General features: G+C 38.0%; 13 protein-coding genes. All 13 read right to left on the bottom strand.

All coding sequences use genetic code 11. The features are described 5' to 3' along the window. Nucleotides 1–293 precede the first annotated feature (293 nt). Nucleotides 294–1448, bottom strand: coding sequence for a glycosyltransferase family 4 protein (locus OGY67_RS02525; protein ID WP_286573377.1), 1155 nt, complete (start codon nucleotides 1446–1448; stop codon nucleotides 294–296). A 1-nt stretch (nucleotide 1449) separates the two neighbouring features. Beyond that, nucleotides 1450–2730 (bottom strand): oligosaccharide flippase family protein, encoded by a 1281-nt coding sequence (locus OGY67_RS02520; RefSeq protein ID WP_286573374.1) that lies wholly within the window; start codon nucleotides 2728–2730, stop codon nucleotides 1450–1452. Next, on the bottom strand, nucleotides 2712–3989 hold the full coding sequence (locus OGY67_RS02515; protein WP_234692103.1) for a hypothetical protein: 1278 nt from the start codon (nucleotides 3987–3989) through the stop codon (nucleotides 2712–2714). Before OGY67_RS02515 ends, OGY67_RS02520 begins: the two co-directional genes overlap by 19 nt. A gap of 481 nt (nucleotides 3990–4470) precedes the next feature. Beyond that, nucleotides 4471–5880 (bottom strand): NADP-dependent phosphogluconate dehydrogenase, encoded by a 1410-nt coding sequence (gnd, locus tag OGY67_RS02510; RefSeq protein WP_234692104.1) that lies wholly within the window; start codon nucleotides 5878–5880, stop codon nucleotides 4471–4473. Between the two features lie 107 nt (nucleotides 5881–5987). Beyond that, entirely contained in the window at nucleotides 5988–7904 is a 1917-nt protein-coding gene (locus tag OGY67_RS02505; RefSeq protein WP_234692105.1) for a polysaccharide biosynthesis protein, read from the bottom strand. Nucleotides 7905–7989: 85 nt separating this feature from the next. Then, nucleotides 7990–9165, bottom strand: coding sequence for a DegT/DnrJ/EryC1/StrS family aminotransferase (locus OGY67_RS02500; protein WP_234692106.1), 1176 nt, complete (start codon nucleotides 9163–9165; stop codon nucleotides 7990–7992). Continuing rightward, complete coding sequence (locus OGY67_RS02495) at nucleotides 9159–9830, bottom strand: HAD family hydrolase (protein WP_234692107.1); 672 nt, start codon at nucleotides 9828–9830, stop codon at nucleotides 9159–9161. The genes OGY67_RS02500 and OGY67_RS02495 overlap by 7 nt, the downstream gene beginning before the upstream one ends. Beyond that, on the bottom strand, nucleotides 9811–10782 hold the full coding sequence (locus OGY67_RS02490; protein WP_286573367.1) for an ATP-grasp domain-containing protein: 972 nt from the start codon (nucleotides 10780–10782) through the stop codon (nucleotides 9811–9813). Before OGY67_RS02490 ends, OGY67_RS02495 begins: the two co-directional genes overlap by 20 nt. After that, on the bottom strand, nucleotides 10779–11372 hold the full coding sequence (locus OGY67_RS02485; RefSeq protein WP_286573366.1) for a sugar transferase: 594 nt from the start codon (nucleotides 11370–11372) through the stop codon (nucleotides 10779–10781). Before OGY67_RS02485 ends, OGY67_RS02490 begins: the two co-directional genes overlap by 4 nt. Before the next feature lies 1 nt (nucleotide 11373). Continuing rightward, nucleotides 11374–12582, bottom strand: a complete 1209-nt coding sequence (locus tag OGY67_RS02480) for a glycosyltransferase family 4 protein (RefSeq protein ID WP_234692110.1) — start codon at nucleotides 12580–12582, stop codon at nucleotides 11374–11376. Between the two features lie 55 nt (nucleotides 12583–12637). Next, entirely contained in the window at nucleotides 12638–13768 is a 1131-nt protein-coding gene (gene wecB, locus OGY67_RS02475; protein WP_234692111.1) for a non-hydrolyzing UDP-N-acetylglucosamine 2-epimerase, read from the bottom strand. Between the two features lie 3 nt (nucleotides 13769–13771). Then, nucleotides 13772–14884, bottom strand: coding sequence for a UDP-2-acetamido-2,6-beta-L-arabino-hexul-4-ose reductase (wbjC, locus tag OGY67_RS02470; protein ID WP_234692112.1), 1113 nt, complete (start codon nucleotides 14882–14884; stop codon nucleotides 13772–13774). 1 nt (nucleotide 14885) lies between these two features. Continuing rightward, on the bottom strand, nucleotides 14886–15920 hold the full coding sequence (gene fnlA, locus OGY67_RS02465; protein WP_234692113.1) for a UDP-N-acetylglucosamine 4,6-dehydratase/5-epimerase: 1035 nt from the start codon (nucleotides 15918–15920) through the stop codon (nucleotides 14886–14888). Nucleotides 15921–15963 lie beyond the last annotated feature (43 nt).

Below are 15963 nucleotides of genomic sequence, written 5' to 3'. Positions count from 1 at the left end.
GTCCGCTAGGCACTTTATAACCATGTATGCCTGTATCCTATTTTCCTCGTAACTCAAGCAACACGGTTGCTGCAGCACACCTCACAGATTTCAGAAAAAACACCGTAGATCCAGCGGTAACCGTGAACTCCACTTCTCAGCGTATAAGTGCCACGGATGAGGTCGAGCAGTCACTGGTTATCCTTTTCTCCGGCGGATACAGCTACATGGAACCAGATATAAAATCCATCTCGGACAACATTTCGCATAAATCCAGGGGGAGTCTATAGACTCCTCCGGCATTGTTTGATGATTTAGGGATTTAACGCTGATTTTAATCTCTTGGTAATAAACTTAACTGCCAAATTCGCCTGATAATATTCAGCACCATTTTTACCTAATTCTTTACAATGGGAGGGATCATTCATCATTGTTTGTATACAGTTAACGACCTCATCAATTTGTTTATGGGTAAAACTATATCCAGCACAAGCTACTTTCTCAACAAACGTTCCATAGTCAGTAGATTCCTCAACTAAAGAAATAACGGGAATGGAACACCTAAAATAATCAATAGTTTTTGATGGGAATGTAGGGACATCAACATTATCGACTGTAGCAACTATTCCTAATTGACATGCTGACACCAACGCCAAATATTCATCACGTGGAACATAGTCATATAACAGAACATTTTTAATATTTTCATCAAAGATTCTTTTCTCAACGTCAGACTTTAATGAACCACTTCCCAATATAATAAACTTAACTCTATCAGACTTTATATTCTTTTTAATATCTAATATACTATCAATACCACGTCCAGCTTCTAATTGTCCACCAAACACACAGACAAAATCATCACCAGCAATATGATATTTTTCTTTAATCAAACTTAGGCATGTGTTTTCCTGAAATATTTCATTCGGTCCCCATATGGGAATTATTTTCTTTCTACCGCAATAGTCAGGGTATTTATTATTGAAATACTCCATATTACGCTGACTCATCAACCCAACAAAATCACTTTTATAGATATAAAATTTTTCAATCAATGAGAAAGGCTTAAGTAACAGTTTGGGCAGCAAACCTATCTGATAGTGATGATAAGGGAAAAAATCCCATAGTATAAAAGCAGATGTGCATTTATATTTTCTTTTAAAAAACCAGTTAAGAAAACCACAAGTCATCGCAGGTGAAAAATGAATAATTAAATCATATCTATCCCTATTTATTTTTTGTGACACATCACGCCACACCCCAATACCAGAAGTAAACCACTTATGTAATTTACCATATTTATTACTTCTTGGACGAATAAGAAAAACACTCCCATCAGACAATTCTATAGACTGTTCTACATTAACAGAACTCCAGTCATTAAATATAACATCCACTACATCACCTTCGGTTTTGAATTGTTCTATTAACTCATTAGTTAACCATGGTGATTTCCCAGAAATATCCATTTTACTGCACAATATCAGTATATTCAATTTTTCGAACCTTTTCATAATAAAAATATACATACAACAAAGTAATACTTTGAGTTATTACATATCCTATCAATGGAGCTCGCCACCCAACATATGAAATTAAAAACAAAGTAGCACTTATAAAAACTATAGAATTCAAAAACTCTACAGCAATAGAATATTTAACCTTTCCACAAGACAGTATGTACATCAGAAGAGAACTATACAGAAGCTTAATGACATCACCAATGATTTGTAATTGTACATAGCTTGCTACTAACTTAAATTCCTTACCTAACAGCAACCAGACAATAATGTCCCTACCAAAATAAACGACAATAAGGCTACCAATTAACATTGGTATATAGAACACCATGAATCCTTTGAAGTTTTTGACCTTAATGTCTTTTTTATTTACAGATGAAAGCTTAGGATATAGATAACTTAATAAAAATATAGAAAAAAATTGAATATAAGCATCTGAAATTTTTATGCTTGCGAACCAGTAACCTACAACCCCCCACCCTAATTCAGTGCCAATTTCCTTTCGCAGAATAAATTGTGAAACAGGCCACAGCACCGCACCTGAAATAGTAACCATTGCGTAACCGGATAGTTTTTTTACATACCCAGACTCTATTCTTGTTAATGAAAAAACCCCACAATATTGTTTTCTTTTTTTAAAGAAATATATTACTCCATATATCCCCATAAATAAATTAACAAACATAGCTGTATAGATCAAACTTTTTTCAGTAAAGAATAAAACCCCAATCAATACAGTAATCAAAAATAAAGCTGAGTTAAAAACTGTCTGCAGACTGCTATTCCACGTATCAACACCACTAATAAAAAACACATTCGAATATAAACCAAAAGCAACAAAAAGTTGCACTATCGCATAATATCGTATTATGTCTGCGTGCAAAACACTTGTAAAAATTAAGAATGAAAATTCATTTGCAAAAAAAAACAAAATAAAAAAAAGTATAATATTTATAATGGCTACTATTGTAAAATTCTGATTAAAAACCTTAAGCCAACTCTTATAATCTCCTTTATTTTCCGACAAATATTTAACCATTCCATTATTTCCTCCTCCAAGAGATAACATGGAAACAATCGCGACAAAGGTTAAAAACTGACCTAAACTACCAAACTCTTCCGGAGTAATATAGCTAGATATAATCTTAAGGTATATAAAACCCACCAACATTTTTATTAAGTTACTGCTACCTAACTTAATAAAATGTAGAGTCATACTGTTTTTTTCCACTGAACATCCTTAATAAAAATAACAACCCAAACTATGAATGCAGTATAGATTTCGGGTGCAATAGCGAGTTGGTTGTTCGCAGTGGAAAAAATGACGCCGTAAAAAAGGAATATAAAGACCATCACAGCAGAAAAAAGATTCTCTAATACAGCTATTTTCCATGTAGTTGCTAAAAATAGAGACATTAATAATATAAAAGGAACAACAAGATAATAGGAAATATCATTAGCCAACCATGGATAGATGGTACTCCATGTATAACCATCACTCCAACCGACTCCATTTAGTTGTCCCATAAGCGAGCAACTATATAAATCAATATTCAATAGGTTATCAATGGCTGAAACAAGGAATGGAGAATGACCAACAAAGAAGGTGAAACACTGATCCATTCCCAATGTCAAGTAGAGTCCATAATATCCTTGGGATAGATAAGACGTTAACATGCTAACCGAGAAAAATATTTCGTCCGACATAAACGAATGAAATATGGAGTTTTGATTGGCGCAAGCAATATTATAAACACAAAAATCAAGGTCTCCACTCAGTCGCTCATATTTCCTAAAGGAAAAAATAATGAAGAACAACAAAAATAAAATTATGAGAATAAAGAATACTCTTAAAACTTGATAAGTCGAAAACTCACCACTTCTAATTTTTTGAGCGATTAGTACAAGAGTTACGCTAACAAGAAGAATGACTAACTCACCAATTTCTCTATCAGTACCTCGGAAGATTGAAAATAAGATCATTCCAAGTACAAATATAAACCCAAAGAATACTTGCTTTCTTGTTAAGTATTTCCAGCGCATAACCATTAAGGGAATGACCGCATAATACAAAGGAGCCATTATTATGGAGAGTATTTTATAAAGATAAAATCCGCTTCCTTTTTCTGCCTCATGTGTCAACATTGTCTGATAGGCTAATCGAGGATCAATCGCTAATTCAAAAATATTACCAAGCGAGTTTCCTGTATAGATAAAGATCGCCATTAGTGTAATGGTGAAAAGAATCGCTGATATTGTCGAAAAATGTCTTACTATTTTTAGCCCAGAAACATAATTTTTTGATGATATAAATGCTTTCGCATTTAGGCCTAAATAAATACCTAGGTATGATGCACATATAATACAAGCTACAAATAAACTTAGTATCCACACCCCATTTGTATCTATTGGCCATAGAATAATATCTGACAGGAATAGCAAAAAAGTAAATAACACATATAGCGGTAACAAATAAATTAGTGAGAGCAATTGAAACCTCAATATTTTTTGGTTTGAGAGTTTAGCTTATGATAGGAATTACCTCCACCTACAGCATATAAAACTGAAGAGAGATTTACTATATCTACGAAGTTAACGAAGTTTACACCAGAAAACACCATCACCCACTGAGACTTAATATTTCTATAGTAAACTCAACGAAAACTTACATGATATTCCAACTATTAGCTATGCCCCGAAAAAAACATACATCTATAAAGATTATATATCAATAAAATCACTTTACTAGCAGAATTGAATATAAGCATTGAAATACCATATTACGTGTAACTTAGTCTTATTCCAATCATTTTTGTATTTGTCGCATAGCAAATAAACTATTAATCTTAGAAAGATCTTATAGTGAGTAACTGCAAGAATTAACTCAGATATATAAAAAGAGAAATACAGCATCACTTAATTAAGCCAATAAGTGAATTCAACTCTACTTATTGGCTATTAATAAAAACGGTTACTCTTGGAACCACTCAGTGTGGAACACACCTTCTTTATCGGTGCGTTTATACGTGTGCGCGCCAAAGTAGTCACGCTGCGCCTGGATCAGGTTAGCCGGCAGTACCGCAGAGCGGTAGCTGTCGTAGTAGGCTACCGCTGCAGAGAAGGTCGGTACCGGAATACCGTTCTGCACAGCATAAGCCACTACATCACGCAGCGCTTGCTGATATTCGTCAGCGATATTTTTGAAGTACGGAGCCAGCAGCAGGTTCGCGATACCTTTGTTTTCAGCATAAGCGTCAGTGATTTTCTGCAGGAACTGCGCGCGAATGATGCAGCCCGCGCGGAAGATCTTCGCGATTTCGCCGTAGTTCAGATCCCAGTTGTATTCGTCAGACGCAGCGCGCAGTTGAGAGAAACCCTGCGCGTAGGAGACAATTTTACCCAGGTACAGCGCGCGACGCACTTTCTCAACAAACTCTGCTTTATCACCAGCCAGTTTAGCCTGCGGGCCAGACAGCACTTTAGATGCCGCAACGCGCTGGTCTTTCAGAGAAGAGATGTAGCGAGCGAATACGGATTCAGTGATCAGCGACAGCGGTTCGCCCAGATCCAGAGAACTCTGGCTGGTCCATTTACCGGTGCCTTTGTTCGCCGCTTCGTCCAGGATCACATCAACAAGGTATTTACCTTCTTCATCTTTTTTGGTGAAGATGTCTTTAGTGATGTCGATCAGGTAGCTGCTCAGCTCGCCTTCATTCCACTCGGTGAAGGTAGTAGCCAGCTCTTCGTTAGACAGGTTCAGGCCGCCTTTCAGCAAGGAATAGGCTTCAGCAATCAGCTGCATATCGCCATATTCGATACCATTGTGCACCATTTTTACGTAATGACCTGCACCATCCGCACCAATATACGTTACGCACGGTTCGCCATCTTCAGCTACCGCAGCAATCTTGGTCAGGATAGGAGCAACCAGCTCATACGCTTCTTTCTGACCGCCAGGCATGATAGACGGGCCTTTAAGTGCGCCCTCTTCACCGCCGGAAACACCGGTACCAATGAAGTTAAATCCTTCCCCGGACAGTTCACGGTTACGACGGATAGTATCCTGGAAGAAGGTGTTACCACCATCAATAATGATGTCGCCTTTGTCCAGATACGGCTTCAGAGAATCAATGGCAGCATCGGTGCCAGCACCCGCTTTCACCATTAACAGGATACGACGAGGGGTTTCAAGAGACTCGACGAACTCTTTCACCGTGTAGTAAGGAACCAGTTTCTTCCCCGGGTTCTCGGCAACAACTTCTTCAGTTTTTTCGCGGGAACGGTTGAAGATAGAGACGGTATAACCACGGCTTTCGATGTTGAGCGCCAGGTTGCGCCCCATCACTGCCATACCGACGACGCCGATCTGTTGCTTGGACATTACATACTCCTGTCTGGTGTGATCGCCACGCTACTTATGCGCGGCTTGAATGTATTCTAGATGTTAACTCAGGATACTTGAAAGTAGATAGCAGTTGATGCGCTAACTCAACATGTCACATTCAAAGCGCATCCAGAGACATTATGCTTTGCATGCCATACCAGATCACAAATGCCATCAGTAGGCTGAAAACCTGTTGGAATTTTCAGTAAAAGAGTACGAATGATATCATGCTCAAATTTAGTACATGCCTCATCCATTTGCTTAAGGTAACTTTCAAGTTCTGTCCAACTGAGCATATCTTCATGCGCAGTCATAATTCTCGGATGAGATGTGCCAAGAACTTGCTCGCCAATCAGCAATTCTTCGTAGAGCTTTTCTCCTGGGCGCAACCCAGTGACTCTAATTTCTATATCGCCATCTGGATTTGATTCATCTTTAATCTTTAGGCCGCAAAGTTTGATCATACGAGTAGCAAGGTCATATATTCGCACAGGATCGCCCATATCAAGCACAAAAACATCTCCACCTTTGGCCATGGCGCCAGCCTGAATAACTAACTGAGAGGCCTCTGGTATTGTCATGAAATAGCGGATGATATCTTTATGCGTCAGAGTAACAGGCCCACCTTGCTCGATTTGCTTTTCAAACAATGGGACAACCGACCCTGATGAGCCTAAAACGTTACCAAATCTGACCATACTGAAACAGGTTGTTGACTGCTCTTGCGCTAAAGCCTGTAAAACCAACTCCGCAACACGTTTCGTCGCCCCCATCGTATTAGTCGGTCTCACAGCTTTATCAGTTGAAACCAAGATAAAAGTCTCAACATTAGATGATATCGCTGCTTGAGCACAATACAGCGTCCCAAAAATATTATTCCTAACACCTTCTACTACATTATATTCAACCAGCGGGACATGTTTATAAGCTGCGGCGTGATAAACAGTATTAACATTAAAAACACGCATAATAGTTTCTAAACGATGCAGTTTTTGAACTGATCCCATTAGCGGAATTATTACAACATCATTATTATCATTATGCGCGAGCATAGTTAGTTCTTTTTCGATAGAATAAAGTGCGAACTCAGATACTTCAAACAAAATCAGAATCTTGGGGTGTTGTAAAATAATTTGCCGACATATCTCAGAACCAATTGAACCACCAGCCCCAGTAACCATGACAACTTTATTACAAATATTTTTCGCTAATAATTCTGCGTCAGGAGAAACAGGTTCCCTTCCGAGGAGATCATCAATAGACACCTTTTTAAGTGCCATAATTTGAGCCTTTCCTTCAACAAGATCTACCATGCCGGGTATAGATAAAACCTCACATGGGAAATCCTCTAAATATGTAATAACTTCCTTTCGCTTTTCAATTGAAATAGAAGGCATCGCTAACAATATCTTTTTTATGCCATAACGATGAACTAACTTACCAATATTATTACGAGAGTAAACGGTCACCCCATGAATAACAACTTTATTCAATAAAGGATTATCATCAATAAATGCAACAGGAAAATACTCATCTACCTGTCTTAGGGCTGTTAATAGTTGTCTTCCTGAAGCACCTGCGCCATAAATAATGACTGGTGTACGTCCACGTACCGCATAGGTAAGCAACATTCTAAATAACAGTCTTGATCCGCAAATGAATAATAAAGAAAAAGAAAAGTAAATTATTGGTATTGCCCTGGGAAGAAATATACCAAAGAAATAAGATAATGTTATAAGCAGTACGGTTGATACGCAAAGACCTAACAGGACAGTAATAAATATCTTAGCTGTCACATATCTTAAAACTGTACGGTATAAACCCGTCCTTGCAAAGATACATACAGTAGCAACAATAAGACAAGCCAATAACTTCCAGTGCTCGTAGCTAGTATAAGGTGCAGAAACATCCATCCGGATCCAAAAAGCACCCCAGAAAGCGATAAGCAATAAAACAAAATCTATTGCTACCATTATTATGCGTTTTATATGACGAGGCAAGCTGAGTAGTTGCGTTAACATTCTATACCACATTTAAATAAGGAGGAGATAGCACGATCTGCTATCTCAAGTAAGGTTAGTCGATACTTATAACTGACAAATTTTGTCAAATAAAGGCATTAATCAGGACCTTACGTGCAACTTCACATGTTAACTCAATTTCTGAGGACGTTAACGTTGGATGAACCAAGAACATCAGACTAGTATTCCCCAACTCCACAGCATGAGGTAGAGGGTTTGCAGGTCGCCATGGTGTATTATCGAAGGCTTTTTCAAGATAAATTTCAGAGCAACTCCCCTGATAGCAAGGTACTCCGGCATTATTAATTTCATTAATTATACGATCTCTGGTCCATCCTTCTTTTAAAGCTGATGGCTTAATAAATATATAATGCTTGTATTCAGCATGTTCAATATAATCTGGGATATTTACTAACCTCACACCACTAAGGTCAACTAATGCTGCATCAATTGCTTTACCATTTTCCTGGCGACGCTGAGTCCATTCATTCATTTTTCTTAATTGAATGCGTCCGATCACAGCCTGCATTTCCAACATGCGCCAGTTGGTACCAAATGACTCATGCAACCATCTAAAACCTGGTTTGTGTTCACGGTTATAGACAGCATCATAACTTTTGCCGTGATCCTTGTAACTCCACATTGAAGACCAGAGGGACTTATCATTAGTGGTCACCATTCCACCTTCGCCTCCCGTCGTCATGATCTTATCCTGACAAAATGACCAGGCAGCAATATGACCAATACTACCAACTCGCTTGCCTTTGTATCGCGCACCATGTGCCTGCGCACAATCTTCTATAACATAAAGACCATGCTTTTCAGCTAGTTCCATAATAGGATCCATTTCAGCTGGCATCCCAGCCAGATGTACAACAATTATTGCTTTCGTTTTCGATGTTAAAACAGCCGAAATTGTTTCAGCTGTGATGCATTGACTATTGAGATCGACATCAGCGAAAACAGGATTAGCCCCGGCAGTTACAATGCATGATGCTGATGCTAAAAAAGTGCGAGATGTTACGATAACATCATCACCACATCCAATATTTAATGCCTTGAGAGCAACATCCAGCGCCAATGTACCATTGCTCAATGCAACCGCATATTTAGTGCCAACCCATTGAGCAAATTCCTCTTCAAATAGACGACACTCATTACCTGTCCAATAATTGACCTTATTTGACAATAATGTAGAGGAAACTGCATCTGCTTCCTCTTGCGTAAACGAAGGCCATGGAGAAAATTTTGTATTTAGCATAATATAATTCCTTTAAGCTCTAAAATCGATCGCAGCCAAATATGTGGGCGAGACTGCTCTGAGGTAATTTTATTTTGAGAGTGAATGTTACGTCCATCATTCATAATCCCAATTGTTTTCCACCCTAGATTATTAGGGGTAATAAAATCTTTATTTATATTATCCCCTACATAAATATATTCACAGTTCCCGTGAAGATTCTGGATATATTCAAATCTGAGTGGATCTGGTTTTTCAGAGTTATCAAATTCTTCCGATATATAAGCGGTGAACTCTTGTAGGCAAAGAGCCTTTATTTTATTTCTTTGTGTTATGGTGCGTCCATCAGTGAGAATGGAAACACCACTAGTGCTATCCTTTAGGTATCGAAGCATAGTCAGGACTTCATCATCAATAGCAATGATGGGTTGATGATTTCGATACATCCAAATAAATTGTTCTTTCGATGTTTGAGGAAGACCGAGCCAATTTATTATATCTGTAAAAAGATCTTTTGAATGGCCGTCATAATAATTACTCAATAAATCAATAATATCTCGGTCATATAACCTTATGACCTCTTGTCGAATATATTCAAACCCAGAATTTCTGAAATCAACTTCTTTATATAAGGTATCATCAAGGTCAAATACCCAATAACTATTATCAGATATCTGGATATTCATGAGATAATACCTTGGCATCATAACGTAACATTAAAAGATCAGCTTCCCAGTCATCAATAAAATGGATAACTTGATCACTTATGTATTCTTTTAATAAATACAACGGGTAATTTGCTCCAGCTGCATAAGATAAAGGATATCCACCACCAAAACGAGGGTTAATCTCCAACCCTTTAACATCACCTGTTGTTTTATTATAGAACACCTGTACAGTAACACAACCGACAACACCTGGTATTTTTATCAAGCGTTCAAGAAGATATTTATAAACCACTCCTTTCCTTGTTACCCCTTTACTCACCTCACCACTTCGCGTTTCTATTCTTTCTCGAGGAACAAGACATTTAAGTTCACCCAGCTTAGAATAATAACAATCAACTGTAACTTCCACGTACTCCTTCCCGATGAGTTCCATGTACATATTATTCTTATTATTTAGGATATCATCAGTAAGATCATTTTCATTATTTAGTACAAAAGCACCAATACTGCTACTTCCATTATAAGGTTTACAGAAACATGGAAACTTCATGGAATCACTATCATAAATTTCAGGTGATGTTATATCTAACCTTTGAAACAAATCCGCGGTCTTTCTCTTATCGCGGCATGCAGTAACAAATGTTGGTTCCGGTACTGAAATATGACAACCAAATTTACTGAAACTATCTTTAGCTCTACTTAATTTTTCTAAATCTGTATCAATAGTAGGAATAACCAATTTGATAGAGTTACTCTGACAAATAGCCATCAGATTATCAATATATGCTTTATCTGTAGCTCGAGGAACTTTAAAAAAACCATCAGCGACCAGACATGCAGAAGACAATTCCGGAACCATATCGGTACACATGACCTTGCCACGAATGTTGAGACTAGCCATCGCTTCACGGAATGCTATTACCAATTCAACACGTCTTCCAGCCGATAATATAAGAACGTTATTCATCATTTCTTTCCTTTAAAAACTGGCATCGTTGCATGTCCTTCAGAAGATATCCCTTCCTTTATAAATACTTTTTTTATGGTTAGAAATAATATTTTAATATCAAGCCACAATGAATGGTTATCAACATACCAGACATCCAGTTTGAACTTTTCCTCCCAACTCAATGCATTACGCCCATTCACTTGTGCCCAACCCGTGACACCAGGTCGAACATCATGTCGGCGTTTTTGTTCTTCATCATATAGTTCGAGGTAACTCATCAATAAAGGTCTGGGTCCGACCAGACTCATATCCCCTTTGAGTACATTCCATAACTCCGGAAGTTCATCCAAGCTTAATGCTCTAATTTTCCTACCAAAAGCGGTCAAACGCTCTTCATCAGATAATTGATTACCTTGTACATCGACAGCATCCTTCATGCTACGGAATTTAATCATTTCGAAGGGAACGCCATTTTTCCCCGGACGAAGTTGCCTGAAAAAAGCAGGTTTTCCTAACTGTTGCCTTACAAGAATAAAAGTAACAGCAATAACAGGAGATAGGCATATCAAAAGTATTACTGATGCAATGATATCAAATAATCGTTTTAACATATTACTTTGCGACCTGATTAAATATATCAATGAATTTTTTCACACCCTCACTGAGGCATAAGTTTTCAGTATAATAAGCAGACCCATTGCGACCTAAAACAGCAAGCTCATCACCTGATAGTGAGGTAAGGTGTTTAATACCTAAAGCAATCGATGCAGGGTTACCCGGTTCACATATTACTCCTGCATTAGCCCTACTAACTAACGCGGCAGCATCCCCATCAACAGCCATGACAATAGGTTTTCCACATGCAAGGTATGCTTGTGTCCGCGAAGGTATCGTAATTGAGAATAACTCATCATTAATTAAATGAACAAGCAGGGCATCAGACTGTTGAAAAATGTCACCAATTTCAGAAGGTGGGACGCGCGGGATGAAAATTACATTGCCTATTTTTTGCTCGATAACTATTTTCTCAGCATCTGACTTAGCTAAACCAGATCCTACTAAAACGATGTTAGCATTTACCCCATCTTCCTGTAATAGCTTTGCAGCAGAAATAATAGATGGTAATCCTTGAGCAAGTCCAAGATTTCCAGCGAATACAACATTAAACTTACCATCCGGTAAAACAACACTGCTTTTGTGGTGATTTCTTAGATTTTCTTCATCACTCCAATTATATATAACTTCAATTTTCTCAGGAGGAACCCCTCGCGAGATTAGCCTTTGCTTAAATCCCGGCGAGAGTACAACTATTTTTGTTGCCCGACGATAAACAAAATTGCAAACGCCGTTAACAATATTAAGAATTTTTTTATTTGTAAGCATCCCTGTCGATGCCAATGTGTCAGGCCATAGGTCTTGTATGTCAACAACAAATGGCGTCCTGCGAAACAATGAAATAATTGAGGCCGAAAGAGCTGTTGTTAATGGAGGATGGTACGCATAAATAACATCAGCCTTTTGCTTACGGAATACTCCATAAATCATGCTAGATAAAAAGAATGATATATAGTTAAAAACCCTTTTTAAAGCAGAACGCCCATGGTGTGGATAAAGTGGAACACGGTTGATTATTATATCCTCGCATTTCTCCCGTTGGAAAAACTTTATTTTGTAGCCATCATATACTTTTCCTCCCGGGTAATTAGGGAAACCAGTAATCACTTCGACTTCAACATTTTGCTTTCTTAATTCTTTAGCAAAAGCAAGACCTTTGAAAGTAGGTTCAGGATCAAACCATTGTGTCAACAATAAGACTTTCACTTTAATCTATACACCATCAAAAAGTCACTCTGGACTCGCCAGAGTGATGGCCTTATTAGTATTTACGCCAAACAACACGTTTAACATAATCAGTATAGGAGAGGATAATTCTTGCCACTTTATCAGAGACATTTGGCATTGAATAGTCACTCACTTGGCGTAGGAATCGTTCATTATCACGTGGCTGATTTTTTATCATATCAAGAGCCTGAAGAATACGCTCAGGATCAACACCGGTCATTATTACCGTACCTTCTTCCATTCCTTCTGGACGCTCGTGCGCCTCACGGATATTGATAGCAGGAAAATTGAGAATCGATGATTCTTCAGTAATTGTACCGCTATCAGAAAGGACCGCTCGTGCTTCCTTCTGTAATTTTACATAATCTTTAAAGCCAAGCGGCTTTAACAATTGTATGTGCGAGTTAAATACAATTCCTTTTGCATCAATTCTTTTCTGAGTTCTCGGGTGTGTAGAAATAATTACGGGTAACTGATAAGTTTCTGCTACTTTGTTTAACGACTCGACAAGATTCATTAAATTCTTATCTGAATCAATGTTTTCTTCGCGGTGAGCACTTACTACAAAATATTCGCCGGATTTGACATTAAGACGTTCAAGAATATTTGATGCTTCAATACCATCGGAATAATGAGTAAGAACTTCAAACATTGGGCTGCCAGTCTTAATGATACGATCAGCTGGTAATCCCTCCGCAAGAAGATATTCTCGTGCTATATCACTATAGGTAAGATTAATATCAGCCGTATGATCAACTATACGACGATTTATTTCTTCTGGAACTCGCATGTCGAAGCAGCGGTTCCCGGCTTCCATATGGAAAATAGGAATCTTACGTCGTTTTGCTGGAATGGCCGCAAGACAGCTATTAGTATCACCAAGAACCAGCAATGCATCAGGTTGAGTTGATTCGAGAACCTCGTCAACTTTGATGATAATCTGACCAATAGTTTCAGCTGCATTTTTACCAGCTGCATTCAAGAAATGATCAGGTTTACGAACACCAAGATCGTCGAAAAAAATTTGATTAAGCTCGTAATCGTAGTTTTGACCAGTATGAACAATCGTATGTTCAAAATAATCATCTAGTTTAGCCATAACACGCGACAATCTGATAATTTCAGGTCGTGTACCAACGACAGTCATAACATGCATTTTTTTCATCTTTTACTCATCAGAGATTTTGTAGTTAACTGTATCAGGATTCTCAGGATCAAAAATTTCATTTGCCCAGAGCATGACTATCATTTCATCATCACCAATATTCGTGATGTCATGCGACCAACCAGGAACAGTCTCGACTATTTTCGATTCATCTCCATCAATAAATATTTCGTAATAGTCATTCGAATCAATATGTCTGAATGCAAATTTTGCTTTGCCCTTAATAACCAAGAATTTCTCATTTTTAGTATGATGATAATGCCCACCTCTTGTAATGCCAGGATGTGCAGTAAAAAATGAAAACTGACCAGACTCTTTGGTTTTTAGCATTTCAACAAACGTCCCGCGAGGATCGCTATGACGTTTGACTGAATAAGCAAATTCTGAGGGAGAATAATAACTCAGATAAGTTGCATATAGCGCTCTGGTTAAACCGGTACCAACGTGGTCGATTAGCAGGCCATGCTGCTTATTCTTAAATGACCTGATGGTGTCAACAACGTTACCGACACTCGTACTATAAACAGGTGTGACTTCTGCGCTTTTCTCATCAACTTTGCCTTTTAAGCAATCAACGAATGATTTGCAGACATCATCAATATAAACCAGTTTTAGCGGGGCATCCGGATTATTTATAGTCACGTCTAACCCGTTAAGAATATTATAGCAAAAAGTTGCAACTGCTGAATTATAGTTAGGTCTACACCATTTGCCAAACACATTAGGTAAGCGATAAATATACGTTTTTGCGCCAGTCTCTTTCGCATATTTGCTTACTGAATATTCTGCTGCCGCCTTACTTTTTCCGTAATGATTGTCGAGTTCAGCTTGAATTGATGAAGTTATGAGTAAAGGAGTTTTATTACCAAAATCAACTAATTTATTTACAATGTAATCAGTTAAGTTAGCATTGCCCTCATAAAACTCTGAATCACTTGTTGGGCGGTTAATCCCAGCAAGATGGAAAACAAATTCCGCAGATTGCAATGCTTCATCAAGCTGCTCAAGTGAGTTGTCTCGATCGATACAAATTACATCGTCATACCCGTTTTCACGTAAATGGACACGCAGATTTTTTCCGATGAACCCATTAGAACCAGTAATGACAATCTTCATATTATTCATCCAGTTGATATTCTTTTTTATCGCAAATAGCTCTAATAAAAGCCAGTTTTAGCAATAATTTTTTCATACCTTCTACATCAAGACGATCTGTATTGTGTGAATTATAATCTTCAATTTGCGAAATTCGCTGATCGCCCTGTTCTACGTATTTCCCATAATTGAGGTCTCGAAGATCAGGTGGAACACGGTAATATTCACCCATATCTTCAGCAGCGACCATTTCTTCACGGCTCAGTAATGCTTCATACAATTTTTCACCGTGGCGGGTACCAATAATATGTACAGGGTGTTCTGGAATCTCCATCAGTTCTTTGAGGGCAATAGCCAATGTTTCAATTGTTGCAGCTGGTGCTTTTTGAACAAAAATATCACCATTATTGCCATGTTCAAAGGCGTATAACACGAGATCAACCGCATCATCTAAAGTCATCATGAAACGTGTCATATTTGGGTCAGTAATCGTCAGAGGTTTACCCTCTCTAATCAAGTCCACAAATAATGGAATAACCGAGCCGCGCGAAGCCATAACGTTTCCGTATCGAGTACCACAAATTACGGTTTTAGACTTATCAACATTTCGGGATTTAGCTACAATAACTTTCTCCATCATAGCCTTGGAAATACCCATCGCATTGATAGGATAGACTGCCTTATCTGTACTCAGGCAGACAACACGTTTCACACCATTTGCAATTGCAGCCTCGAGTACATTTTCAGTACCTAACACGTTCGTTTTTACTGCTTCCATGGGATGGAATTCACAAGATGGTACTTGCTTCAAGGCCGCTGCATGGTAAAGGAAATCTACACCACGAGTTGCATTTAAGATTGATTGATAGTCACGGACATCGCCAATATAAAACTTCAATTTTGAGTTATTATATTTTTTTCGCATGTCGTCTTGCTTTTTTTCATCACGACTGAAAATACGAATCTCTGCAATATCCGTATCTAAAAATCTTCTTAAAACCGCATTCCCAAAAGAACCTGTACCACCTGTAATTAACAAAACCTTATTTTTAAACATATAAAATTTCTCTCATTAGCTTTTTAGACGCTTAACGTCTTTT

This window comes from Citrobacter sp. Cpo015, assembly GCF_030333035.1.
GTDB lineage: Bacteria > Pseudomonadota > Gammaproteobacteria > Enterobacterales > Enterobacteriaceae > Citrobacter > Citrobacter portucalensis.
This window is presented reverse-complemented; position numbering and strand designations above follow the sequence as displayed.